Origin of the sequence: Yersinia rohdei ATCC 43380, from assembly GCF_000173775.1 — a bacterium.
GTDB classification, from domain to species: Bacteria; Pseudomonadota; Gammaproteobacteria; order Enterobacterales; family Enterobacteriaceae; genus Yersinia; species Yersinia rohdei.
In genome coordinates this window covers 104,520-129,397 of the sequence record NZ_ACCD01000003.1, presented here as the reverse complement: position 1 = coordinate 129,397, position 24,878 = coordinate 104,520, and the positions used below count along the sequence as shown (strand labels likewise).

The window sequence follows — 24,878 nt, the reverse complement described above, 5'->3', positions numbered from 1 at the left end:
CTTTGCTGAACCCACCGCCAAAGGGGGCCGGCGCGCCCCTTGCACAGCCCCGCGCTGGCGCGAAATATTGCCCTACGGGTCTGCCTGTTACGTCTTTAGGGCTGACCAGCCAGCGCGATTCACATCCATACCGACTCACTCTCCCCTTCCTTCTTGTCGGCAACATTCCTGATTACACCTCAACATCAAAAACTCATTCAAAGCCAAATAACAACCTTAAAGTTGCAAATACGAAGGATAGATAGCTAACGCCGCATTCCTTGTTCTAAGTCAAACTTGTTTGCCTCCACCTATATATAGTGCTTAAAGCAATTAATATATCTATATGTAGTAGTTATCCACAAAACCATCCACACCCCCCTCGCAGCCCTTATGTGCTGCGGGTTGTCTTGTGGATAACCCTACGCGGCAGGATACAGGAGCGACATTGTGAAAACAGTAGTGATTAAACGGGACGGTTGTCAGGTACCTTTTGATGAGGTGCGAATCAAGGAAGCTGTCGAGCGCGCGGCCCTGGCTGTTGGCGTTGTGGATACAGATTATTGTGCAACTGTTGCCCGAGTGGTCGCTCAGACGATGGAGAACCAGGCGAAGGTTGATATCCGCGATATCCAAAATGCGGTAGAAAACCAATTGATGGCGGGTCAATACAAACAGCTCGCCCGAGCTTATATTGAATATCGCCATGACAGAGATATTTCGCGAGAGCTACGTGGTCGCCTGAACCAGGAAATCCGCGGTTTAGTCGAGCAAAGTAACAAAGCGCTGCTAAACGAAAATGCAAATAAAGACAGCAAAGTTATCCCCACTCAGCGCGATCTGCTGGCCGGTATTGTAGCCAAACACTATGCCAAACAGCATATTTTGCCGCGTGACGTGGTTCTGGCCCATGAACGTGGTGAAATTCACTATCATGACCTGGATTACGCGCCCTTCTTCCCGATGTTCAACTGCATGCTAATCGACCTGAATGGCATGCTGACTCAGGGTTTTAAAATGGGTAATGCGGAAATCGAGCCGCCAAAATCCATTTCTACTGCCACCGCCGTGACGGCACAGATCATCGCGCAAGTCGCCAGCCATATCTATGGCGGCACAACCATAAACCGCATTGATGAAATTCTGGCCCCCTTTGTCACTGAAAGCTTTAATAAACATAAATCTGTCGCCGCAGAGTGGCAGATCCCAGATGCCGCCGGTTACGCGATGTCGCGTACTGAAAAAGAGTGCTACGACGCCTTCCAATCACTGGAATATGAAGTCAATACACTGCATACCGCCAATGGCCAAACGCCGTTTGTCACCTTCGGCTTTGGGCTGGGCACCAGTTGGCAGTCGCGTATGATCCAGCAAGCTATTCTGCGCAACCGCATTGCTGGTTTGGGTAAAAATCGTAAAACTGCCGTGTTCCCGAAACTGGTTTTTGCTATTCGTGATGGCCTGAATCATAAATTTGGCGATGCCAATTATGATATCAAGCAGTTGGCGCTAGAGTGCGCAACCAAGCGCATGTATCCCGATATTCTTAATTACGATCAAGTGGTTAAAGTCACTGGTTCCTTTAAGACCCCAATGGGTTGCCGCAGTTTCCTTGGGGTTTACGAAGAAGATGGCCAGCAGATTCACGATGGCCGCAATAATCTTGGGGTTATTAGCCTTAATCTGCCGCGGATTGCATTGGAAGCCAAAGGGGATGAAGAGAAATTCTGGCAATTGCTGGACGAGCGCCTATTGTTAGCCAAAAAAGCGTTGATGACCCGCATTGCACGGCTGGAAGGGATCAAAGCCCGCGTCGCGCCAATCTTGTATATGGAGGGTGCTTGCGGGGTGCGTTTGCAAGCAGATGATAATATCTCTGAAATCTTTAAAAATGGTCGCGCCTCTATCTCTCTGGGCTTTATTGGTATTCATGAAACTGTGAATGCGCTGTTTGGTCATCAGACTCATGTCTTTGATAGCGAAAAATTACGTGAAAAAGGCGTGGCTATTGTCGAGCATATGAGACAAGCCACAGATAGCTGGAAAGATGAAACCGGCTACGCCTTTAGCTTGTACAGCACGCCAAGTGAGAATCTGTGTGACCGCTTCTGCCGCCTGGATACCGCAGAGTTTGGGGTGGTGGATGGCGTCACTGATAAAGGGTATTACACCAACAGCTTCCATCTGGATGTTGAAAAGAAAGTAAATCCGTACGACAAGCTGGATTTCGAAGCACCTTATCCCCCATTGGCGAACGGCGGTTTCATCTGTTACGGCGAATACCCTAATTTGCAGCACAATCTCAGAGCGTTGGAAGATGTCTGGGATTACAGCTACAGCCGGGTGCCTTATTACGGCACCAATACGCCGATTGATGAATGTTACGAATGCGGCTTTACCGGCGAGTTTTCCTGCACCAGCAAGGGCTTTACTTGCCCGAAATGCGGCAATCATGAGCCATCAAAAGTGTCGGTAACTCGTCGGGTCTGTGGCTATCTGGGTAGCCCGGATGCTCGGCCATTCAACACCGGCAAGCAAGAAGAAGTGAAACGGCGGGTAAAACACCTGGCTAATGGGCAGCTGGGCTGATGACTAAACAGGATATGACCCAAAGTCACTGGCGTTGCAGGTAGGCGGCAAATAAGCTTCCCGTTGAGCTGACTCAAGTCAGTGATGCGGGTGAGTGAATGCAGCCAACACCCTTGCAACGGCAAGGATAAAGGGAGGCACTGATTATTAATTACCATCAATACTACCCGGTCGATGTCATCAACGGCCCCGGCACGCGCTGCACACTGTTCGTTTCCGGCTGTGTGCACGAATGTGTTGGCTGTTATAACAAAAGCACCTGGCGACTGAATTCGGGTAAGCCGTTTACCCGTGAAATGGAGGACAGAGTCATTGCTGACCTGAATGACTCCCGCATCCGGCGACAAGGGCTATCCCTCTCCGGCGGTGATCCGCTGCATCCGCAAAATTTGTCGGCCATATTGCAACTGGTAAAACGTGTGCGCCAAGAGTGTGATAGCAAGGATATCTGGCTCTGGACTGGTTACCGGCTGGATGAACTGACCGAGGAACAGCAGCAAGTGGTGAATTTGATCAATGTGCTGGTCGATGGCAAATTTGTACAGGATCTAAAAGATCCCGCGCTTATCTGGCGCGGCAGTGGTAATCAAGTTATCCATTACCTGCGTTAATCTGTTTTACTCTGCACTGAACCTTGATGCCATTCTGCGCACTGCTCTAGCCCAGAATGGCAACTCATATTCCCGCTAATTATCCCCTTACCTACAATATTTTGTCTCGTATCAGCGACTCATCTGCTGCCATCCGGCATGGGTAATTAAATCTTATCTTATTAATTTAACAGGTATTTTTACCGCACGATATTGGCAAGCACACCCGCGCCATGATGGGCAAAGATTGAGATAGATAGGGAGCGACTAGCGGAGAAACAACATAATTGATGCGGAGTTACTGACACTGGAAAAGCAATTTAGCATGGGGGAAATTCAGCGTTTTTGATTTACACATTACCATATGGATAACCTTCAGGGGGTATTTCCGTGGTATTAGGGGGCGCAAATGTGATCCCAACTTTAGGGTCACGGGATCCCATAGCCGAGATAACCAATATAACTCATTGGGAATACTGACTTTTTACCCGATTCCATTTGACGATTAATGGGTAGCTCTGGAGTCGCGCCAACATCACTTTTGACTGCTTACTGCAAAGCCCCACCCGATAAACTTGTTTAAATAAGCTCAACTCCCCGTATGTGATGCGGGGGAGTCAGTGCAGCTAACTCCTGCGGCTTCAAGTACGGCGAGCATGTTGCATTTGTGCTGAGGTCAAAATAGTCACGCCATCCTGCGGTGGAGCAAAAGCTTGATCCAGCATCGCCTGCGCGACATCTTTAGCTTTAATTAAGCGCCATTTATCTGGCAATAAGGCAAATAATGGGGCGCTGAGTGTTTCCATCAGCCGGGGTTTGGCGCGCTTTCCTGCCAACATTGAGGGGCGAGCAAAAGTGAGTTGGGGCCAACCTTGCGCCTGTAAATCCCGCTCAGCCTCACCTTTAGTACGGTTATAAAACAACCAGGAGTTCGGATTGGCACCTATAGCACTCACCAGCAGGAAATGCCGCGCCCCTAGCCGCAAACCGGTTTCGCCGGTTGCCAGCACCAGCCGATAATCCACCTGACGAAATGCCGACTGACTCCCCGCTTGCTGGCGTGTCGTGCCCAAACAGCAGAAAACCAAATCCACCGGTTCCTGCAAGGTTTTCAACAACTCGCCGATATTTTGCCCTTGCGGATTATTCAGTTTATTCATAGCAGGCAATGGCTTACGGGTTGGCGCAATAATAGATGTGACTCTGGCATCCAAACGTAGCAAGCGCAATAATTCGCTCCCTACCAAGCCACTTGCTCCCAGCAATAGTACCTTCGCCATCTGACCTCCCGATAAAAATACTGACACCGCCCCCACCGGAGACAATCGTTCATTCAATTGCTATGAATAATACATATCAGAAACACTATGACATAACATCGGAAAACAGCCAGTTATAATCAAAACGGGGCAATATTACCCAATAGATGGCAAAAGGCGGTAAGGCGGTAAGCAACCCCATCGCAATCAGCACCTTTAAATAAGGTCAACGACAAGTCAGTGATTTGGCTGGGGAGTGCCGCTAACAACCCTGTGGCGTCAAGGACGAAGGGGATTGCTGCCAATAGAGTTTCTTGCCAAAACCGAGGGTATTATTGGTCATTTTGATCTCCAGCAACGTTATCTGCCAGAGTGGTGCCGATGCAGCTTTTGCCACCGGGAATCGGCGGCAGTAGCGCTGGCGGGCCACTTGGGCGGTCTCACCGGTTAATTCAGTGATATTGCCTCGATATTGAATGCCTTTTATCAATGCTATGGTGCGCGGTGCGGTGGCAATGGTGCCGACAACCTGCGGATTTTTTTGCATCAGTTCGCCGTGGCGAGTGTGCTTTTCTGTCATCAGATAAACTGCCATTTGGGCTTCATCAAAGACATAAAAACAGTTGGCACACCAGATATCCATACCGCTGCCAGCGCACAGCGTCAGCACATGTTGCCGGCGCAGGAAGCGGGTAATGCAGGCCAGGTCGTCAGGATTATTGATGTCACTCATTATTTAGGTCGTCCACTCACTGAAAAACAGCCTTGAGTGTACCTCAACTTTATCTTTATTAATGTGTTACTCGGTTAACTCTGCGGCTAACTTTGCCACAATAGCCTATCTCGGGATGTCAGGGTTTCTGCCGGTAAAGTGGCGAGCACGGCCTGATAGCGTTTGGCATCTTTTGGGTAACCGCGCGCCGCCTGCAATAACAGCCGTAAGGCGCTGTCATAATCGATGCCACGTAAATCACGGTAAGGCCAGAGCTCGGGTTCAGCAATAAATGGCAGCAAATAGTCAATTCCCTGTTGTACATTGCGGCCATCTTGCACCCATTCCCAGCGATCAATTTCCACATGTTCGCCGTAGCGGCACAGCAGCAAATGCGCCTCCAAATTGAACAGGGAATAGTGGAATGGCACAGTGCGTTCCAGTTCCATCCACTGCTTGCCGTCTTGGGCAATTTGCGCCGCCAGCCGCTGGGTTATTCCCTGCTTAATAATGGTGGAAACCAGCCCACGATCGCCATAAAACATGGCATTGGCGGCGCGTTGCACGTCATACCAGGTGCCGTGATTGTTGTGCCAGACATATTCAGAGTGGCCCACTTCACTGTGGAACATCCAGTGGTTAAAGTCGCGGAACCATTGCTGCAACACGGCGGTATCCTCAGTATCCAGCAGCTTGGCGGGCAGTATCAAACCAATCGTGTCTATCACCATCCACATCAGGCGGGTGTCGATTAGCCCAGTCCCACGCCCAGAGACAATGCCAGGGATAGCTTGACCATAATTGAGGTGTGGATTCATCCGGGTTTTGGCATCTAAAAACCAGCACCGAATTTGTTCTGCCGCCACCTGTGCATAGCGGCTGTTGCCGGTAAAGTAATAGGCCAGCCCGAGTGTCAGACAGTTATCGCACATCCGCACAATGCGCTGGGTGTCGGTATCGTCATTTTGACTCTGCGGATTGGTGTGCCCATCACGGCGGACATAGGGCAACCCATTGGGCTTGCGCGGATTCGGCCACCAGTAAGTGCCAAAGCTATAGTAATCGTGAATGTCGCCGCTGACGGGCAACAGCGCCTTGTATGTCACACTTTCCGGCCGCTGATCGCGCAGAGCATCAGCTTCACTGAGTAACCGGCGTAATGCCGGTTGCAAAGGTGAAAATGGCTGCTGTAATACCGCTTTGGCTTTAATTAAGCAGTCAGTATCCAGGGTGTATAATTTCATTGGTGTCATGGACATGGGTTCCTTATGCAGCCTTGCAGGCAACCCGTAGCCCGGTGATGGCATCAAAAATGTGGATACCGGCAAGCTTAGGTTGCAGGTAAACCGTCTCGCCCTCATTCACCGCCAGACGCTGTTTAAATACCGAGGTAAAACGCCCGCCGCCAGTACTGCAAAATAGCTGCATATCCGAGCCGGTATTCTCTATGGCGGTAATAGTGGCTTTCAGCGCGCTGGCACAGTGAGTCTCATCCACCACATTGACCTGCTCTGGCCGAATGGCGTACACCACATTTTGCCCCTCAGTGACCTGCAAATCCGCGGGCAATTTCAGCAAGGAATCGTCAGCCAGCCGCAGCAAGAATTCCCCGCCCTGTTGCACCACTTTACCTTTCAACTGATTTATTTCTGGTGACCCAATAAAGCCGGCAACAAACAGATTGGCCGGGCGATCGTAAAGATCCAAAGGCGACCCCACCTGCTCAATCCGCCCTTCGCGCAGCACCACAATCATCTGCCCCATCGTCATCGCTTCTATCTGGTCATGGGTAACATACACTGAGGTCGTTTTCAGCCGCTGATGCAACTCGCGGATCTCGCCGCGCACCTGGGTGCGTAATTTGGCATCCAGATTCGACAACGGCTCATCAAATAAAAATACCTGTGGATTACGTACAATCGCCCGCCCCATAGCAACCCGCTGGCGCTGACCGCCGGATAAATCTTTGGGTAGCCGCTCTAACAGGGCCTCCAGACCCAATAACTCGGCCGTGGTTTCTACTTTTTTACTGATATCAGCTTTGGACATTTTGGCCATTTTCAGCGCAAAACCCATGTTTTCGCGCACCGTCATTTGCGGATAAAGGGCATAACTTTGGAACACCATCGCGATGTCGCGCATCTTGGGTTCAACATCAGTGACATCTTTATCATTGATGCCAACTGTGCCGCCGGAGATTTCCTCCAGCCCGGCAATCATGCGCAATAAGGTGGATTTCCCGCAGCCACTCGGGCCGACTAACACACAGAATTCACCATCAGGGATTTCCAGTGATACATCGCGGATAACATGGGTGTCACCGTAAGATTTACAGACATTTTTAAGTACAACCGATCCCATTTTGTTTCTCCCTAGCCTTTAACCGCGCCAGACATAATCCCGCGATTGAAATGTTTTTGCAGACCCAGATACACGATGATGCTCGGCAACATCGCCAACAGAGTGATGGCAATAAAGATATTCGGTGTGATGCTCTCATCAGTACGTAAAGTGCCGAGGATCACCGGAATGGTATTTAGACTGTCCTGATTCACCACAATTAATGGCAACAGATATTGATCCCAAATCATGATAAAGCCGAAGGTCACTACCGTGCCCAATGCGGGCTTAACCAATGGCAGAATGACATGGAAGAAAATTTGCCATTCACTAGCGCCATCAATACGCGCCGCCTCTTCCAGCTCTTTTGGGATAGCCGCCATAAACTCGGTCAATACAAAGATAGAGAAAGCCCAGCCGACGACCGGCAGGATCATGCCCAGATAGCTGTTGTACAGCGAAGCATCGATAACCGGCAGCCGCCAGTTAATTATCATATACAGCGGAATAGCGATAACTTCTTCCGGCAGCATCATGGTCGAGAGAATAATCAAGCTGGTCAGTGAGACGCCGACAAACTTTTTACGTGCCAGAGCATAAGCCGCCAGCGCACTGACTGACACCTGTAAAACCGTGCCAAAGAACACCACCACAATGGAGTTCAGCAGATATTGCCAAACACCAATATCCATCCAGGCAAAGATAAAGTTCTCCCATGAGAACTGATTTGGCCAGGCCAGCAGCTCACCGGGTTTTACCGGCGCACCACTGAATGCGGTGGCGAAAATTCCCCAGTACGGGCCAACAAACACCACCAGCAACAGGCCATAAATTATCCAGCGACCAATACTGTTCCAACTTTTACTTTTCATTCCCCGTCTCCGGCTCAGGTTAGTAGCGGGCGATGCGCTTTTTCAATGTGAGATGACAGATAGTCAGCACCACAGTGAAGGCGAATAGCAGGAAGGACACCGCAGAGGCGTACCCATAATCAAACTGCTCAAAGCCCAGTTTGTAGATATGGGTCATTATCATTTCCGTCGCATTAGAGGGGCCGCCGCCAGTGGTGGCATAGACTTCAGCAAACACACGGAAACCACGAATAAACGACAGCATCAGCACCACAGAAAGTGCGGGGATCATGCCCGGCAAAGTGACGTAACGCAGGCGATTCCACCAGTTGGCACCATCCACATTTGAGGCGTCATACAAATCGCGATTAATGCCAGCCAACCCGGCAATAAAAATAACCATGTTGTAAGGCACGGCTTTCCAGATATGCAGCAGCATCACCGTCCACAGCGCCTGGTCGGTGTCGGCCAGAAATCCCTGAGCTTCAATACTGAACCAAGACAAAATGTGGTTCACCACACCATTACTGGTCGGGTTAAACAGAATTCGCCACATTTCGGCGACGATCGCCGCACTGGTGACCGCTGGCAAGAAGATAGCGGTTCGGATAAAACGCAGATGCCGAGCTGGGCCTTCTAATAGCATGGCTAAGAAGAAGGAGATAAACGCGGCCACCACCATGGTGACCACCACATATAACAGTGTGTTAAAAACCGCAGAATGCAGGGCTTCATCACCAAAAGCACGGGAGAAGTTGGCAAACCCAACCCATTCATTTGGCTGGTTAAAATTAACCTTATAAAAACTCATCACCAGCCCTTGCAGCATGGGGATAAATTTAAACCAGGTGAAGATGACCAGTGCCGGGGCCAGGAACAGCCACGGAACCAGATTACGTTTCAGTCGGGGGCTTAGCGTTATCATCATCCCCTCACTGCCCTAAGACATTTTGTTTAGCCAACTCGTCATTTACTTTCTGATTCACTGCTTTTAATTCAGCAGGGATATCACTGTCACAGTTGGCTAAAATGCGGTTGAAACCTTCAGATGTCACCTGACGAATAGGTGTCCAGTTAGGTACTTGTGGAATATAGCGGCCATGCTCGGCGTACAAATCAGCAAACATTGCCCAGCGCGGATCGTTATAAACGGCTTTGGTATCAACCTGTTTGTTAATCGACAACCGCACGACCGGCATATTATTGCTGCCCATGCCCATACCGATTTGCTGCCCTTGTGGTGAAATCATAAATTCTATGAATTTCTGAGCGGCTTCTTTTTTCTGGCTACTTTTCATCATAAAGACTGTGGTGCCTTCAGCCAGTGTCGCCTGCCCTGCTGGCCCTGCCGGTGGCGGGATAACTTCAAATGTCTCTTTGCCGGGATCTTTATCAAATAAAGCAATGTGATACGGGCCGGAGAAGAACATGCCGCTTTGGCCCGAACGGAATGACGGAATAGCATCTGCGGTGGTGGCATTAATGGCACCAGGCTGGACGCTCTTGTCACACACCATGCCGCGCATAAAACTCAGTGTTTCAGTGGCGGCGGGCTCTTCCAGTGCGCCTTTAAACTTGCCCTCACCCGCTGGGCGAATAAAGTCACCACCGGCCTGCCAAAGGTAGGAACTGATAAACCAGCTGGCGTAACCACGAGTGGTAGAGGCCGGTAAAATAAAGCCGTAAGTATCATTTTTGCCATTGCCATCGGGGTCATTAAAGGTCATGGCTTTAGCTAATTCGCTGATATCTTTCCAGTTCTTAGGCTGTTCAAGCCCCAGTTTTTCTCGCCAATCTTTGCGTATAAACAAAGCGAAGGTTTGTGCTGAAGTGGGCACACCATAATATTTACCATCAATATATTGGGCACTTTTCCAGGCGGTATCGAATATGTCTTCCCCACCAATGATATTTTTCGGCTCAATCGGCTCCACAATGCCCAGTTGAACAAACTGCCCAATGGCCACGGCATCATTGAAAATCAGATCCGGCAAAGCATTACCGGCAGCAGCCCGCGCCAGGCGTTGTTCAAAGTCAGTTGTCGCATTGAAATATTCAATTTTGATGCCCGTTTTTTTCTCAAAGGTGTCAGCTTCTTTTTTATAAATATTCTTGGAATCATTACTGGCACGAATCCACACTTGCAAGGTTTCTGCCGCGTGAAGAGAAGGAATTCCCATAGCTAAATAAGTTAACAACAGCAAAGATTTTATTTTTACTTTTGACATTATTATTGGTGTCTTCATCTTAGCGTCCTCGTTGAAATCTAATTTTTATGAATTTACCCAGATGTTTAAATAACGGAATGAAATTGCGAAATACTCGATAACATTAGAACTCAGAGAAAAGCAAAAAACTACACCATAAAAAACAAAACTTAATTCCATTTATGTTTTTCTGCTTGAGATCACATTTGAAAAATCAGGATAAAATCAATAAAAATAAAAATTAAGATATAAAACAATAAGTTGAGTTATTTATTTTAAAAAATCAAAAAAACACGTGATTGCTATAATTGGCTAAAAAGTGTCTAAAACAGAGTTTTAATTTGATGCCAATCACAATTTAACGCATTTATTTTCAGATAATTTATAAAGTAGATCTTGATCACAAAAGTCCAGAAACTTTACCTTAGAATTCAAATCCATCAGAAATGGAACATTGTTCTCTTTTAGAAAAAACAGTGAAATAATATTTAAAATATTATTTTTATTAGACTGATTTTTTTATAAAGCAAACATAAATAATTAACCTAACAAACCTCGCTGCTTTATTTTAAGTCCTATAAATCATAAAGAATAAGGAAAGTAATAATGAAAATTTCGAGTAAAAAAAACATATTACTGGCTATTCTTCTGGGGTCTTCGCCATTTATTTATGCGGCTGAGAGTCACCCATTATTATTAAAAATGGATGATATCAACTACAGCATTGAGCAGATTAAGCAAAACAACCCGCTGTATGAAAAATCCTATAAAAATCTGATAGCTAAGGCGGATAAAGCATTAAAAAAGCCACTTTACTCTGTCATGGATAAAAGTCTGTTAGCAGCCAGTGGGGATAAACACGACTATTACAGCTTCCCGCCTTATTGGTGGCCAGACCCAAGTAAGGAAGATGGCATGCCTTATTTGCGCAAAGACGGCGAAACAAATCCAGCGGCCAACAGTGACGCGACGGATAAAAAGCGCATGAACAGCTTCAGCGAAGATGTCTATTACCTGGCGCTAGCTTATAGCTTTACCGGCAAGCTCGAGTATGCCGAGAAAGCGCGAGATCAATTGGTCAACTGGTTCGTCAATCCAAACACCCGCATGAACCCAAATCTGCAATATGCTCAAGCAATCCCTGGCATTAATGAAGGCCGTGGTATTGGCTTGATTGATAGTCGGGCATTAGTAGATGTAATTGATGCCGTTGAATTAATACAACCGGCCAATGTCCTCACCCCTGCCGACTATCAAGCTATCAAACTTTGGTACCAAGATTTTTACCAATGGATGAACACCAGCCAAAACGGTTTCGAAGAGGATAATTGGCACAATAACCACGGCACTTACTTTGATGCCCAAGCCGCCTCTTTTGCACTTTTCAGTGACCAAAAAGCCGCCGCGCAAAAACGCCTGGAAATAACACAGCTGCGCCGAATTCCATCACATTTTGATATGCAAGGCCGGCAAAATGCCGAGCTGGAGCGCACCCGCCCGTGGCATTACAGCAATTTCCATCTGGAGGCCTATAACAAGCTGGGCCGCCTTGGTGAAGTGGCTGACAAAGATATTTGGAACTTTAGTTTGGACGAACACAGTCTGAAAAAAGGCTATCAATATGTGGCCAGTTTTATCAATACCGACCAAGCCTGGCCCTATAAAGACCTGGATGGTATGCAAGATAAAAAAGCCTTGGTCAATATGATTACAGCGGCTCGCGCTTATCCAGAAGATCCTGATTTTAAACAAAAAGCGCAATATCTTATCGCCAAATATCCAGATGCTGTTGAAATCCTGCTCTACCCGATAACACAAAAATAAGCCGCTATCCCAATACAAAGGATAGCGCCGAGGACAGACCAGAAATGAAGCAGTTTACTGACAAGCAGATGGCTAAAATTCGCCAGCGGGTTGTGCAACAACAAGACAGTGCAGTACAGCAGCCGGGGATTATTGCGGCCCTGATTGCCGAGAATCAGGTGGTTCTGGACGCGGAAATACTCGTCCCAGCCACCGGTATCGCCACCTGGAACCATTATTATTATTGCCCCGACCACGGTGTGCGGCTGGAGTGGGATCGCAACTCTCCGACCCAACATCGGTGCCCGGTAGATTCTCAGTTATTGAGTGGTGAACCCTATGACGGGGCCTGGTGGCGGGCACTCAATGGCCTGAATGCCAAGGCCTGTAATCAGTTAGGGTTGTTGTGGCAATTAACTGGCGAGCTAATCTATTTCAATAAAGTGCGGGATATCTTGCTGAGCTATGCTCGCTATTATCCAGATTATCAAGTTCATGGCGGCATCCCGTACAATGGGCCGGGCAAAGCTAATGCGCAAACATTGTGTGAAGCCAATTGTCTGCTTGATTTTGCACTGGGTTATGATTTTATCGCCGACACCCTCAGCCAGGAACAACGCGACTGTATTGCCGGGCGCTTATTGCGCACAGGTGCTGATTTCCTCATGCAACACCGCACCCGTCAGTTACATAACCATGAAGTTAAAATCAGTAGCGCGATTGCAGTAATCGGCCTGATTTTGGCTGAAGAACACTATATCGAGTTTGCTGTTAATGCTGATTATGGCCTGCGTTATCAGTTGGAGCATGGGCTATTCAATGAAGGGCTATGGTTTGAGGGCTCGGTGCATTATCACTTTTACGCCCTGCAAGGTTTTTGGTCATTTGAAAAATTGGCGGCGGGCAGCAGCTATAGTCTGCTGACCTTACCTTACTATCGCGATATGCTCAGTTTCCCTCTCAAACTGTTGATGCCAGATGGCACGTTCCCCCGCATCAATGATTGCACCGCCGGGCAGGAGCAACTTGATCATGCCCATTTGTATGAGTTTGCATTTAAAACTTATGGAAATGATGAATATGCCGCCGCCCTGCACCATATTTATCACCAGCAACCCCGGCTAAATTTGGATGCCCTGTTGTATGGCGTTGAAGAATTGCCGCCACAAAAGGTTGCTATCATTCCAACAGATACATTGCATGCCCCAGATTGTGGGTTGACCATTTTTCGCCAACCACAATCTGGCCGAGCTTTACTGGTAAAACACAGCCCTTATGGGGGTGAACACGATCATTATGATCGACTGAATTTAATTCTGTTTGAGCAAAACCAAGAGATCCTGCCGGATTTAGGCACTACCGGCTATGGTGCGCAGTTGCATTACGGTTACTACAAAAACAGCGCCAGCCACAATACCATCAGCATTAATCAGGCCAATCAGCCGCCAGCAATACCGGTTATTCATAACTGGCATCAATCTGCAAACTTCAGTTGGTTAGATACAGAGGTAGATTGGGCTAAAAAAGCCCCAAAACTGGATAGCCATACCCAGGTGCAATGGGACACCGCAGCTTATCGTGATGTTAAATTCCGCCGCCGCATTTTATGGCTGGAAGATGCCATTATTGATATCAGCAGTATCGCCAACCCCCATCAGCAACAGTGCGATTGGGCTCTGCATATTGACGGAGTGGCAATGGAATCGGTGGGGGAAAGTGCCAGCTTCAGTGACAATGGGCCAATGCAATATCTGCATCAAATTACTGCCCGGCAGCTCAATGGGGTAACCCAGTGTGGTTATCAAACTGCTGCGCGCCCGCTTTCACTATGGCTAGCCGCTGAGGGCACGTTATTTCAGGGATTGGCACCCGCCAACCCATCAGTACGTGATATTAGCTATTTAATTTTACGTAACCGCCAACCGGAGACCCAGGTAACCTGCGTGTTTGATATGAACAGCAGTAACCCATTGTCACAGGTCAGGGTAGAAAATAATGGCGAGATATTATCTATCGAATTAACCCGCCAGCAGCAGGTTATACAGGTAGAAATTCCCTTAATCCGCAGTGACTTACCGCTTTTCAGTTGATTTTATTCATATTGGGGCACCCTGTTGCCCCTCTTTCACCACACTTATATCTAATCAAGAGAACAATCCCAGCATATCCTTCCTGATAATCGTGAATATGGCGATAAAGCACCTAATAATGTGATTTAGTTATCATTTACCACATAAGATAAATGTGAATTTATATGCAAGATTTCCGTATAAATGAGAATGTAACAAATGATTTTTGATTAACAAATAAAATACAAACGCTATTAAGAATCCGCTCTCATTGCTTATATTAACCTGCCAATGTATCTGCCGTGTTAAATACCCGCCAACTGTTTTGCATAATATACAGTACAGTTTTGAATAAATACCGTTAATTATGAATATAACAGGCTATTTATTCATATTTTAGTCAAGATGCATTTTAAAAGAGACAAAAAACATGACCTAAGTCACGGAATGAATAAGTGTTATGACTAAAATAGCCGCCATCAGTTAGTTTTTCTAAATTACTGTTTAAAACGAAAATCTTGTTTAAAACAAAAAATTGTTTAAAAAAACAGAGACCTTACACAAATGGAAAATAACAACAAGAAAATGGCGCATATAAGGCGGACAACACATTTAATGATGCCCGCACACCGTAGTTATTTTAACTTTTCCTATTTCCACTTTAGATAATATCCTTCCTGCGATGACATCCATTTTTATTGGATAGTCATTGTCTATAAATAATATTTAACAGATACGAAAAGTGCTATTGGCCTTTGCGTTATGTTATCTATTATCTGCTTTTTCCAAAGCTACTAACACTCGGTAATATTTTACACTATCAGATTGTTACTCAATCGATATCACCTGGTGCTGTTAGTTTTTCAGCAGAAATATAGCTATCCCGTAAAAATTTAATGTCGCCTTTGTCATCAATGCTGAATGACACAAGGATCACTGCGCCTAAAAATTAGGCCATAGTGTTGCGCAGAACAGCAGACTATTTATTAATGAATAATATTTCATTGATATGGACTGCTATACATAAAATTTATTAAACGACTAAATCCAATGTAGAAAATGTTGGACGGGTTTATATATCCTAAATAAAAGAGAACCTATAATGAAAAAGTTGAATATTGCGGCAAGCACATCAGCTATATCTTGCTTTGAATCGCAGCGAGAAATAGTCGATGTTTTACACACGGATTTTACAGATATTGCTGCTGTCGTTTTGTCTGTTCAAGATATCAATAATGGCGTCATTGATAGCATTCATGCCTTGGGCCTTGAAATTCCTATTTTTGCCGCAGTCTGTTGTGAAGAAGAACTGAATACTGATGTATTACCCTCATTAAACGGGGTATTTGAACTTTGTGGTGATAATACTGATTTTTATGGTAAACAACTGGAATCAGCCGCAGAAAAATATGAAAAAGAGTTGCTGCCACCCTTCTTTAATACATTAAAAAAATATGTAGAAATGGGTAATTCCACCTTTGCTTGCCCAGGACATCAGGGCGGACAATTCTTCCGTAAGCATCCCGCTGGCCGTCAATTTTTTGACTTCTATGGCGAAACTATTTTCCGCTCTGACATGTGTAATGCTGATGTCAAATTAGGTGACTTACTCATTCACGAAGGTGCACCTTGTGATGCGCAAAAACATGCGGCGAAAGTATTTAATGCCGATAAAACCTATTTCGTTCTGAACGGAACATCAGCTTCAAATAAAGTTGCTACCAATGCCCTATTAGCTCGTGGTGACTTGGTGCTCTTTGACCGCAACAACCATAAATCCAACCACCACGGCGCGCTGATTCAAGCCGGGGCTACCCCAGTCTATCTGGAAACCGCCCGCAACCCATTTGGCTTTATTGGTGGAATTGATGCTCACTGTTTTGAAGAAAAATACCTACGAGAACAAATACGTAGCGTAGCTCCGGAACGTGCCAACGAAGCACGTCCATTCCGTCTGGCGATTATCCAACTAGGTACCTATGACGGCACAATTTATAATGCCCGCCAAGTGGTGGATAAGATTGGCCATCTTTGTGACTATATTCTGTTTGACTCAGCATGGGTGGGTTACGAGCAATTTATTCCAATGATGAAGGATTGTTCACCATTATTACTTGAACTGAATGAAAATGATCCCGGTATTATCGTTACTCAATCAGTACATAAACAACAGGCCGGTTTCTCACAAACCTCACAAATTCATAAGAAAGATAAACATATTAAAGGCCAGGATCGTTACTGTAATCACAAACGTTTTAATAATGCGTTTATGCTACATGCATCCACCAGCCCATTTTATCCATTATTTGCCGCATTAGATATTAATGCGAAAATGCATGAGGGTAAAAGCGGCCAACGTATGTGGCTTGATTGTGTTAAAACCGGTATTGAAGCCCGCAAAACGCTCTTAAATACCTGTAGCCTAATAAAACCTTTTGTTCCTGTCACTGTGGAGGGTAAACCTTGGCAAGAATATGATACCGAGGTCATGGCTCAAGATTTGCGTTTCTTTAATTTCATACCCGGTGAGAAATGGCATGCTTTCGAAGGCTATGAAGAATCACAATATTTTGTTGACCCTTGTAAGTTATTATTAACCACACCCGGCATTGATACCAATACTGGCGAATATACTGCATCCGGTATTCCAGCAACTATTTTGGCTAATTTCCTGCGCGAAAATGGAATTGTGCCAGAGAAATGTGACCTTAACTCCATCCTGTTCTTATTAACGCCAGCAGAAGACTTGGCGAAAATGCAACATTTGGTGGCGCAAATTGCCCGTTTTGAACGTTTCATTAAAGAAGATGCTTTGCTCATCGATGTATTACCAACAGTTTATCGTAATAATGAAACTCGCTATCAAGGTTATACCATCGGGAAATTGTGTCAGGAAATGCACGACCTTTATGTCAGCTATGATGTTAAACAGCTGCAAAAAGAAATGTTCCGTAAACAATATTTCCCGAAAGTCATGATGAATCCTCAGGATGCCAATATTGAATTCGTCCGTGGACATGCCGAATTAGTTCCATTGTGTAAAGCAGAAGGTCGTATTGCCGCAGAAGGCGCATTACCTTATCCACCGGGAGTATTGTGTGTTGTCCCTGGTGAAGTTTGGGGCGGCGCGGCTCAACGTTATTTCCTGGCACTTGAAGAAAGCATTAATTTATTACCGGGATTTGCACCTGAATTACAAGGCGTTTATTTACAAGTTGATGAAGACGGATGGAACCGTGCATATGGCTATATGATGAAACAATAATAAATACTTATTTATAAAACACCAAAAATAACACTCAAACCTGCGGGGGTAAATTACGCCCGCAGTCTCTGAAATTTAAAAAGAGATAATAAAAATGAGTAAAAAAAATAATAAGATGGGAGTCGTACAGCTGACTATTCTGACCGCCGTCAATATGATGGGGTCGGGCATAATTATGCTGCCAACCAAACTCGCCGAAGTTGGAACGATTTCTATCGTTTCATGGTTAGTCACCGCAGTCGGTTCTATGGCACTGGCTTATGCTTTTGCCCAATGCGGCATGTTCAGCCGTAAATCTGGTGGGATGGGCGGTTATGCAGAATATGCTTTCGGCAAATCCGGCAACTTCATGGCCAACTATACCTATGGCGCGTCACTGCTTATTGCCAATATCGCCATTGCAATCTCGGCAGTCGGGTATGGGACTGAATTATTAGGTGCCACCCTCAGCCCATTGGGTATCTCAATTGCCACCATCTGCGTACTCTGGTTGGCCACCGTGGCTAACTTCGGCGGCGCACGTATTACCGGGCAAATAAGTAGCGTCACTATCTGGGGGGTCATTATCCCGGTAGTAGGTATTTCTATTATTGGTTGGTTCTGGTTTAGCGGTTCAGCCTATATCGCCGCATGGAACCCACATGGCCTGCCCGTTTTTGAAGCCGTGGGATCTTCTATCTCCATGACGTTGTGGGCTTTCCTGGGGCTTGAGTCTGCCTGTGCTAACACCGATACCGTAGAAAACCCTGAACGTAATGTTCCAATCGCGGTATTGGGTGGGACTTTAGGTGCTGCGGTTATTTACATCATTTCGACCAATGTCATCGCCGGTATCGTGCCTAATATGGATTTGGCTAACTCTACCGCGCCATTTGGCCTGGCCTTCGCCTACATGTTTACCCCAGCAGTGGGTAAAATCATTATGGCATTGATGATTATGTCCTGTGTTGGCTCTTTGCTGGGCTGGCAGTTCACCATCGCGCAGGTGTTTAAATCCTCTGCCGATGAAGGTTTCTTCCCGAAAATTTTCGCTAAAGTCAGTAAAGCCGATGCCCCTATCAAAGGGATGCTAACCATAGTGGTTATCCAGAGCGTTCTGTCCCTGATGACCATTAGCCCATCACTGAATAAACAGTTCAATGTGCTGGTCAATTTGGCCGTTGTGACCAATATCATCCCTTATATTCTGTCGATGGCCGCACTGGTGATTATTCAGAAGACCGCCAATGTGCCACCAGCAAAAGCCCGTAAAGCCAATATCATTGCCTTTATCGGCGCGATGTATAGCTTCTATGCGCTCTACAGCTCCGGTCAGGAAGCCATGACTTGGGGGGCTATTGTGACCTTCCTCGGATGGACATTGTACGGCTTGGTTTCACCGCGTTTCGAATTGGCAACCAAGACTAAATAAGCCGCCAACTTGCTCATGTTATTCAACATTATATTGAGCAAAATCGGGGCGATTGAACCAGATAAGGTGCCAGTAGATAAAAAAGTCAGGATGCCACATGGAATTCCAGTAATAATGTTCCGAACCGCTACCCCCGGAATGGAATAAAATTATGTCGGATAGCCTTTGGCATCTCTATCTGCTGCGCACCACCACTGGCATGCTGTATACCGGCATTACCACCGATGTTACCCGCCGCTTAATGCAGCATCAGGCCGGGAAAGGGGCCAAAGCCCTGAGAGGGAAAGGGGAGCTAGCGCTGGTATTTCATTGTGAGGTCGGGGATCGTTCCACTGCATTGAAGCTGGAATATCGAGTGAAACAACTCAGTAAGCCACAAAAAGAACAGCTGGTGATTAGCCAGCCTTCTTCATTGATAGCATTGCTCATCGAGAAGCCGATAAGCAATAAAAAGTGACTGACTAAAACCGATTAAAGGGGGCAGAAAATACCACTTCGCCCTCAGTGTCAGCCAGTGCATCTTCTGCCAACGCGTAAACCTGAAAAGCATCTTCAGTATTCGGCCACCGGCAAGTTAATTGATGACTCGCCGCGGGAACAAAGCCAAAACGCTGATAATAAGAAGGTTCGCCTAATACCACCACCGCGGCATAGCCAAATTCATTGAGAGAATCGAGACCTTCATACACCAGTTTCTCTGCCAGCCCCTGACGGCGCAGGCTTTCTTCTACCGCCAATGGAGCCAATGCGACCCATTGACGATCTTCTCCGCCCACTTCAACTGGGCTGAAAGCGGCATAACCGACCACGCCGCCCTCATCATCTGTCGCCACTATCCCCAGCGTCAGTAAGCCGTCTTCGCGCAATTGCTGCACCAGTTCGGCTTCATCATCGCGCTTGAATGTTTGGCGCAAGAGTGCGTCTATCCCAGGCGCATCTACTGGAATTTCTACACGTATCAGCACGATGCTAATGTACGGGAATGACTCGCCGCACCCTCTTGCTGACCGGCTTCAATAAATTCAGCCAGTTGTTGCAGACCAACGCGCAAAAGTGTCGGCATAGATTCTAATTCGATAGCATCCATCAAGTTTTTCACATACAGGCCCAATTCGGTATCCCCTTCAATTCGTAACCGGCGCTGGAAAAACAGCGTATCCGGATCTTCTTTACGGGCAGCGATCAAAATAAGATCGTTGGCATCACCACTAAAGCTAACATCAGCTTCAGCCTGTTGGCTTACCACCAGCCTACCGTTTTCCACCGTCATAAACCATTGCAATGCGAGGTCGCGCACTTCAATTTTTAGCCAGCGGGACTCCAAAAACTCCAGATCGCCCTCCAGCAGTGCTTGGCGAAATTGCCAACCCAGCACTTGTTCCAATACCTGGCGTTGTAAGGCAAATGGCGTCAATTTTAGCGGCCCCCGCAGCAGCGCCGGCCCTTGACGCACAAGATGTGCTCGTAGTTTTTCCAACACAGGCTGTGACTCCTTTTGGCAATATACCCATCATCTTTCAAGCTATAGGGTATAAAAAGTGATACTGAATAAATGCATTTTGCCACATTGGTGAAATAGGAAAGCGCGTTATATCAATAAATTTTGCATCAGAGATTGGCTAAATATCAGAAGAATGCCATCAATGCGAAAGAAACTGCCTTAAATCAAGGTCAGCTCAAAGCAGATTAACTAAAATCGCCGCTCGCTATGCCCAAAGTAATTGACGTTGTAGATAGGCCGCCGTGAATAAATCCTAATGAATTTACTCAGGTTAAGTGATTCAAATAAATGAACACCGGCCATCTCCTGCAGCTTCAACTACCAAAAGCTAACATGCCAATATCATCTTCGGATGGGGAAAATTCTATGGAGCTGCTGTGTCCTGCCGGCAATTTACCCGCCTTAAAGGCTGCCATCGATAACGGCGCTGATGCGGTTTATATCGGCTTGAAAGATGATACCAATGCCCGCCATTTTGCCGGACTGAATTTCACCGATAAAAAGCTACAAGAAGCGGTCAATTACGTACACAGCCGCAAGCGCAAATTACATATCGCCATTAATACCTTCGCCCACCCTAGCGGCTATTCCCGCTGGCAACGGGCAGTGGATATGGCGGCGCAACTGGGGGCGGATGCCCTAATTTTAGCTGATTTGGCCATGCTGGAATATGCAGCCACACGTTACCCACAGGTTGAGCGCCATGTTTCGGTGCAAGCCTCTGCCACCAATGATGAAGCCATCCGTTTCTATCAACGCCACTTTGATGTGGCACGGGTGGTTTTGCCGCGCGTCCTGTCCATGCATCAGGTAAAACAGCTGTCACGTACCAGCCCGGTGCCCCTGGAAGTCTTTGCCTTTGGCAGCTTGTGCATTATGGCTGAAGGCCGTTGCTATCTATCGTCCTATTTGACTGGCGAATCTCCCAACACCGTCGGTGCCTGCTCACCGGCGCGCTTTGTGCGCTGGCAACAAACCCCGCAAGGCATGGAATCTCGCCTCAATGAGGTGCTAATCGACCGTTATGAAGATAACGAAAATGCCGGTTACCCAACATTGTGCAAAGGCCGCTATCTGGTCGATGACCAGCGCTATCATGCACTCGAGGAGCCGACCAGTCTTAACACCCTTGAACTGCTACCCGAATTATTTGCCGCCAATATTGCTTCGGTGAAAATTGAAGGACGCCAGCGCAGTCCAGCTTATGTCAGCCAGGTTGCCAAAGTCTGGCGACAAGCAATTGACCACTATCTGGCCAATCCGACGCAATTTTCCGCCAAAGCGGAGTGGATGGCACAACTGGGCGCAATGTCCGAAGGCACCCAAACCACTCTGGGCGCTTATCATCGTAAGTGGCAGTAGCCGGAGGAAACATGAAGTATGCCTTAGGCGCAGTACTCTATTACTGGCCAAAAACTGATATTGAAGATTTTTATCAGGCCGCCGCCAACAGCAGCGCCGACATCATTTATCTTGGTGAGAACGTGTGTACCAAACGCCGTGAAATGAAAGTCGGTGATTGGCTGGCGCTGGCCAAAGAAGTCGCCACCAGCGGCAAGCAGGTGGTGATATCCACACTGGCACTGCTGCAAGCGCCATCAGAGTTAAATGAACTCAAGCGCTACGTGGAAAATGGCGAGTTCTTGTTGGAAGCCAATGACTTGGGCGCGGTAAATATGGCAGCTGAACGCGGTTTGCCCTTTGTTGCTGGCCATGCGCTGAACTGCTACAACGCCTATACGCTGCGAATTTTACATCGTCAGGGCATGATGCGTTGGTGTATGCCAGTTGAACTCTCACGCGATTGGCTGGCAAATGTGCTGCTACAGTGTGAAGAACTGGGATTTCGCCATCAGTTTGAAGTTGAGGTCATGGGTTACGGCCATCTGCCGCTGGCATATTCTGCCCGCTGCTTCACTGCGCGGTCAGAAGATCGGGCCAAAGATGAGTGTGAAACCTGTTGCATTAAGTACCCGCAAGGTCGCCCGGTACTGTCACAAGAAAACCAGCAGGTCTTTATCCTCAATGGCATTCAAACCCAAAGTGGCTATTGCTATAACTTGGGTAATTCGCTGACGTCCATGCAGGGGTTGGTGGATATTGTGCGCCTTTCACCGCAAAGCAAAGAAACCTTGGCGGTCATGGATCAGTTCCGCGCGAATGAGTCGGGGTTGAAGCCACTGACTCTGGCCGATAAAGCAGATTGCAACGGCTATTGGCAGCAAATTGCCGGATTGGAATTAGTACCATAACTGGCCAGTAACCCCATAAACAGGGAGAGCAGCACCGCCCTCCCTGCTACTTAAACCGCATTCCCAGACTCATGCACCGCCCCATCCCGCTGTCGCCGCATTTATTCCCCCTTCAGTAACAGCTATTTAGATTATGCTTTCATAGGTATAGCTTTGCATTGTGAATAGGTTAATGCAGCTATAACTGAATAATCCCATTAGCTTCAATCAGTAAGGGGATAATGCGTTCGCCCTTCAAGCGACTCGACATGATATTAAGATGGACGACTCTATGAATGACAACAACATGCCTATAACTGACAAAACGACAGTGCCGCTTTCGGTTCTCGATTTATCACCAATAGCACAAGGTAAAACGCCGCGAGATGCATTTCATGCTTCGCTAGACTTAGCTCAACATGCTGAAAAGTGGGGATATCACCGCTACTGGCTGGCTGAACATCATAATATGACCGGTATTGCCAGCGCCGCGACCTCGGTGTTGATTGGCTACATTGCTGGCGGCACCCACCGCATTCGCGTCGGCTCCGGGGGGGTGATGCTACCGAACCATTCCCCGCTGGTGATTGCCGAACAGTTTGGCACCCTCGCCTCACTTTATCCTGACCGCATTGACCTTGGCCTTGGGCGCGCCCCGGGCAGTGACCAGCGCACCATGATGGCGCTACGCCGCCACCTGTCTGGCGAGGTAGATAACTTCCCTTCTGATGTTCGCGAACTGCAAAACTATTTTGCGAACGCGCAACCGGGGCAAGCAGTACAAGCCGTCCCAGGGCAAGGTTTACATGTTCCGCTATGGTTGCTGGGTTCCAGCCTGTATAGCGCGCAACTGGCGGCCGCAATGGGGCTGCCCTTTGCTTTTGCCTCACATTTTGCGCCGGATATGTTATTCCAGGCCCTCAAACTGTACCGAGAAAACTATCAACCCTCCGCCCAGTGGCCAAAACCTTATGCCATTGTTTGCGTAAATGTCGTCGCCGCAGACAGTGATTCTGATGCCCGCTTCCTGTTTACCTCCATGCAGCAGCAGTTTGTCAGCCTGCACCGAGGCACACCAGGTCAGCTACCGCCACCAGTGGCAGATATGGAGAAAATCTGTTCGCCAGCCGAACAGTTTGGTGTCGACCAGGCACTGCGGTTATCCATCATTGGTGATAAAAATAAAGTCCGGCACGGGCTTCAGTCATTATTACGCGAAACTCAAGCCGATGAATTAATGATAAATGGGCAGATTTTTGATCATCAGGCGCGTTTGTATTCATTTGAGATAGTCGCCAGCTTACAACAGGATTTACAGGCTGCCGAATACCGGTAATATATTTACAACCTGGATACTGACAATATAAAAAACCAGCCCAAAGGCTGGTTTTAATTTTAAGCAGACAACAGCGACGAACCTATAATTCGCATATTTCATTCCACGCAAAAAAACTTATTGAATTTCTTAGCAAAAAAAACGGCTGGTAATATAACAATCACCATATAATAAAAATAAAAACTTTCTAATCAAGTAAACTTCACTTAGATCTTTGAATGTCTATTCCTACTCCTTCTCTTTATTAAGAATAATAAAATCTGATAGTTGGCGTGAATCATAGTTAAGCTGACAACTACCCCTGGGGGGTATGCTTAAACGGCCTAATCCTCACTGGTGGTACTTCAATGCATATGATGGCAATGCCTCAGCCTTAGAGAGAAAGCTCAGTAGCGGCGCTGCTCTGGTTAGTCTGACTCCACTTCCGCTTCAGCATCTTTCTGGGTGAAAATAGCGATATTTTTTGCCTTGATGGTTTCACATTGATCGACAGAAATAGTCCCTTTCGCTTTTCTCTGTTGGTATTCTTTATAAGAAGGATCCCAAATAAAGTTGTTTTTAAAATACTCACCCTCGGCTAATTTGGCACAAAGGTCTTCATTACTTAGTGAAGTTGCCGGTGTTGAGCATGCGGTGAGGATAAAAGAAAAAAAAGGAATAATCATATAAGCTTTCATTTTAATGGTCCTTGTGACAAATAATTGTTTTTCTATTTCAAAAACAATTTTAGCACAA

At 47.0% G+C, this 24,878-nt stretch carries 21 protein-coding genes; 11 read left to right on the top strand and 10 right to left on the bottom strand.

Annotated features, from left to right (window positions below):
* Window positions 1-429: 429 nt before the first annotated feature.
* A complete protein-coding gene (gene nrdD / locus YROHD0001_RS13300; protein ID WP_004713735.1) occupies window positions 430-2,568 on the top strand; it encodes an anaerobic ribonucleoside-triphosphate reductase in 2,139 nt (712 codons plus the stop codon).
* 146 nt (window positions 2,569-2,714) lie between these two features.
* The gene (gene nrdG, locus YROHD0001_RS13305) at window positions 2,715-3,179 is read left to right on the top strand and encodes an anaerobic ribonucleoside-triphosphate reductase-activating protein (protein WP_032816266.1); all 465 of its coding nucleotides are present in this window, start codon (window positions 2,715-2,717) and stop codon (window positions 3,177-3,179) included.
* A 620-nt stretch (window positions 3,180-3,799) separates the two neighbouring features.
* Here nrdG and YROHD0001_RS13310 read toward each other — a convergent pair.
* The 7 genes from YROHD0001_RS13310 to YROHD0001_RS13340 form a co-directional block, all read right to left on the bottom strand.
* Complete coding sequence (locus tag YROHD0001_RS13310) at window positions 3,800-4,438, bottom strand: Rossmann-fold NAD(P)-binding domain-containing protein (RefSeq protein ID WP_032816264.1); 639 nt, start codon at window positions 4,436-4,438, stop codon at window positions 3,800-3,802.
* Between the two features lie 241 nt (window positions 4,439-4,679).
* Window positions 4,680-5,150 carry a YhbP family protein gene (locus YROHD0001_RS13315; RefSeq protein ID WP_004713732.1) on the bottom strand — a complete coding sequence of 157 codons (471 nt, stop codon included), beginning with the start codon at window positions 5,148-5,150 and terminating at the stop codon, window positions 4,680-4,682.
* Between the two features lie 86 nt (window positions 5,151-5,236).
* Window positions 5,237-6,388: an alginate lyase family protein gene (locus tag YROHD0001_RS13320; protein ID WP_072086972.1), complete on the bottom strand. Its 1,152-nt coding sequence runs from the start codon at window positions 6,386-6,388 to the stop codon at window positions 5,237-5,239.
* Window positions 6,389-6,395: 7 nt separating this feature from the next.
* Window positions 6,396-7,490, bottom strand: a complete 1,095-nt coding sequence (locus YROHD0001_RS13325) for an ABC transporter ATP-binding protein (RefSeq protein WP_004713730.1) — start codon at window positions 7,488-7,490, stop codon at window positions 6,396-6,398.
* 11 nt (window positions 7,491-7,501) lie between these two features.
* On the bottom strand, window positions 7,502-8,341 hold the full coding sequence (locus YROHD0001_RS13330; protein ID WP_004713729.1) for a carbohydrate ABC transporter permease: 840 nt from the start codon (window positions 8,339-8,341) through the stop codon (window positions 7,502-7,504).
* Between the two features lie 19 nt (window positions 8,342-8,360).
* Window positions 8,361-9,245 carry a carbohydrate ABC transporter permease gene (locus YROHD0001_RS13335; protein ID WP_032816261.1) on the bottom strand — a complete coding sequence of 295 codons (885 nt, stop codon included), beginning with the start codon at window positions 9,243-9,245 and terminating at the stop codon, window positions 8,361-8,363.
* A 7-nt stretch (window positions 9,246-9,252) separates the two neighbouring features.
* Window positions 9,253-10,566, bottom strand: a complete 1,314-nt coding sequence (locus tag YROHD0001_RS13340) for an ABC transporter substrate-binding protein (protein ID WP_032816260.1) — start codon at window positions 10,564-10,566, stop codon at window positions 9,253-9,255.
* Window positions 10,567-11,133: 567 nt separating this feature from the next.
* Here YROHD0001_RS13340 and YROHD0001_RS13345 point away from each other — a divergent pair.
* From YROHD0001_RS13345 to YROHD0001_RS13365, 6 genes are all read left to right on the top strand, one after another.
* Window positions 11,134-12,351, top strand: coding sequence for an alginate lyase family protein (locus YROHD0001_RS13345; RefSeq protein ID WP_004713726.1), 1,218 nt, complete (start codon window positions 11,134-11,136; stop codon window positions 12,349-12,351).
* 44 nt (window positions 12,352-12,395) lie between these two features.
* Window positions 12,396-14,420: a heparinase II/III domain-containing protein gene (locus YROHD0001_RS13350; RefSeq protein ID WP_004713724.1), complete on the top strand. Its 2,025-nt coding sequence runs from the start codon at window positions 12,396-12,398 to the stop codon at window positions 14,418-14,420.
* Window positions 14,421-14,963: 543 nt separating this feature from the next.
* Window positions 14,964-15,068, top strand: a complete 105-nt coding sequence (speFL, locus tag YROHD0001_RS20415; protein ID WP_115155778.1) for a leader peptide SpeFL — start codon at window positions 14,964-14,966, stop codon at window positions 15,066-15,068.
* 433 nt (window positions 15,069-15,501) lie between these two features.
* On the top strand, window positions 15,502-17,664 hold the full coding sequence (gene speF / locus YROHD0001_RS13355) for an ornithine decarboxylase SpeF (RefSeq protein ID WP_004713723.1): 2,163 nt from the start codon (window positions 15,502-15,504) through the stop codon (window positions 17,662-17,664).
* 94 nt (window positions 17,665-17,758) lie between these two features.
* Complete coding sequence (potE, locus tag YROHD0001_RS13360) at window positions 17,759-19,075, top strand: putrescine-ornithine antiporter (RefSeq protein WP_004713722.1); 1,317 nt, start codon at window positions 17,759-17,761, stop codon at window positions 19,073-19,075.
* Window positions 19,076-19,226: 151 nt separating this feature from the next.
* Window positions 19,227-19,532, top strand: coding sequence for a GIY-YIG nuclease family protein (locus YROHD0001_RS13365; protein WP_004713721.1), 306 nt, complete (start codon window positions 19,227-19,229; stop codon window positions 19,530-19,532).
* Between the two features lie 4 nt (window positions 19,533-19,536).
* Here YROHD0001_RS13365 and YROHD0001_RS13370 read toward each other — a convergent pair whose 3' ends face one another.
* Together YROHD0001_RS13370 and ubiT are read right to left on the bottom strand one after the other, a co-directional pair.
* Window positions 19,537-20,040 carry a GNAT family N-acetyltransferase gene (locus YROHD0001_RS13370; RefSeq protein WP_032816258.1) on the bottom strand — a complete coding sequence of 168 codons (504 nt, stop codon included), beginning with the start codon at window positions 20,038-20,040 and terminating at the stop codon, window positions 19,537-19,539.
* The gene (gene ubiT / locus YROHD0001_RS13375) at window positions 20,034-20,555 is read right to left on the bottom strand and encodes a ubiquinone anaerobic biosynthesis accessory factor UbiT (RefSeq protein ID WP_032816256.1); all 522 of its coding nucleotides are present in this window, start codon (window positions 20,553-20,555) and stop codon (window positions 20,034-20,036) included. The genes YROHD0001_RS13370 and ubiT overlap by 7 nt, the downstream gene beginning before the upstream one ends.
* Before the next feature lie 387 nt (window positions 20,556-20,942).
* Here ubiT and ubiU point away from each other — a divergent pair, with 387 nt between their 5' ends.
* The 3 genes from ubiU to YROHD0001_RS13390 all read left to right on the top strand — a co-directional run bounded on the left by ubiU (window position 20,943) and on the right by YROHD0001_RS13390 (window position 24,143).
* On the top strand, window positions 20,943-21,938 hold the full coding sequence (gene ubiU / locus YROHD0001_RS13380) for a ubiquinone anaerobic biosynthesis protein UbiU (RefSeq protein WP_004713717.1): 996 nt from the start codon (window positions 20,943-20,945) through the stop codon (window positions 21,936-21,938).
* Between the two features lie 11 nt (window positions 21,939-21,949).
* Window positions 21,950-22,828, top strand: a complete 879-nt coding sequence (locus tag YROHD0001_RS13385) for a U32 family peptidase (protein ID WP_004713716.1) — start codon at window positions 21,950-21,952, stop codon at window positions 22,826-22,828.
* 259 nt (window positions 22,829-23,087) lie between these two features.
* Complete coding sequence (locus YROHD0001_RS13390; protein ID WP_032816254.1) at window positions 23,088-24,143, top strand: luciferase-like monooxygenase; 1,056 nt, start codon at window positions 23,088-23,090, stop codon at window positions 24,141-24,143.
* Window positions 24,144-24,550: 407 nt separating this feature from the next.
* Here the strand turns inward: YROHD0001_RS13390 and YROHD0001_RS13395 are convergent, their stop codons facing one another.
* The gene (locus tag YROHD0001_RS13395; protein WP_004713714.1) at window positions 24,551-24,820 is read right to left on the bottom strand and encodes a hypothetical protein; all 270 of its coding nucleotides are present in this window, start codon (window positions 24,818-24,820) and stop codon (window positions 24,551-24,553) included.
* Window positions 24,821-24,878: the final 58 nt, after the last annotated feature.

Bases quoted from the DNA above. Each gene is read 5' to 3' on its own strand.
- YROHD0001_RS13390 (WP_032816254.1), top strand. From the start codon at position 23,088: ATGGACGACTCTATGAATGACAACAACATGCCTATAACTGACAAAACG.
- potE (WP_004713722.1), top strand. From the start codon at position 17,759: ATGAGTAAAAAAAATAATAAGATGGGAGTCGTACAGCTGACTATTCTG.
- speF (WP_004713723.1), top strand. From the start codon at position 15,502: ATGAAAAAGTTGAATATTGCGGCAAGCACATCAGCTATATCTTGCTTT.
- YROHD0001_RS13385 (WP_004713716.1), top strand. From the start codon at position 21,950: ATGAAGTATGCCTTAGGCGCAGTACTCTATTACTGGCCAAAAACTGAT.
- ubiU (WP_004713717.1), top strand. From the start codon at position 20,943: ATGGAGCTGCTGTGTCCTGCCGGCAATTTACCCGCCTTAAAGGCTGCC.
- YROHD0001_RS13315 (WP_004713732.1), bottom strand. From the start codon at position 5,150: ATGAGTGACATCAATAATCCTGACGACCTGGCCTGCATTACCCGCTTC.
- YROHD0001_RS13340 (WP_032816260.1), bottom strand. From the start codon at position 10,566: ATGAAGACACCAATAATAATGTCAAAAGTAAAAATAAAATCTTTGCTG.
- YROHD0001_RS13350 (WP_004713724.1), top strand. From the start codon at position 12,396: ATGAAGCAGTTTACTGACAAGCAGATGGCTAAAATTCGCCAGCGGGTT.
- YROHD0001_RS13365 (WP_004713721.1), top strand. From the start codon at position 19,227: ATGTCGGATAGCCTTTGGCATCTCTATCTGCTGCGCACCACCACTGGC.
- YROHD0001_RS13395 (WP_004713714.1), bottom strand. From the start codon at position 24,820: ATGAAAGCTTATATGATTATTCCTTTTTTTTCTTTTATCCTCACCGCA.
- YROHD0001_RS13320 (WP_072086972.1), bottom strand. From the start codon at position 6,388: ATGTCCATGACACCAATGAAATTATACACCCTGGATACTGACTGCTTA.
- YROHD0001_RS13335 (WP_032816261.1), bottom strand. From the start codon at position 9,245: ATGATAACGCTAAGCCCCCGACTGAAACGTAATCTGGTTCCGTGGCTG.
- YROHD0001_RS13330 (WP_004713729.1), bottom strand. From the start codon at position 8,341: ATGAAAAGTAAAAGTTGGAACAGTATTGGTCGCTGGATAATTTATGGC.
- YROHD0001_RS13345 (WP_004713726.1), top strand. From the start codon at position 11,134: ATGAAAATTTCGAGTAAAAAAAACATATTACTGGCTATTCTTCTGGGG.
- speFL (WP_115155778.1), top strand. From the start codon at position 14,964: ATGGAAAATAACAACAAGAAAATGGCGCATATAAGGCGGACAACACAT.
- YROHD0001_RS13310 (WP_032816264.1), bottom strand. From the start codon at position 4,438: ATGGCGAAGGTACTATTGCTGGGAGCAAGTGGCTTGGTAGGGAGCGAA.
- YROHD0001_RS13325 (WP_004713730.1), bottom strand. From the start codon at position 7,490: ATGGGATCGGTTGTACTTAAAAATGTCTGTAAATCTTACGGTGACACC.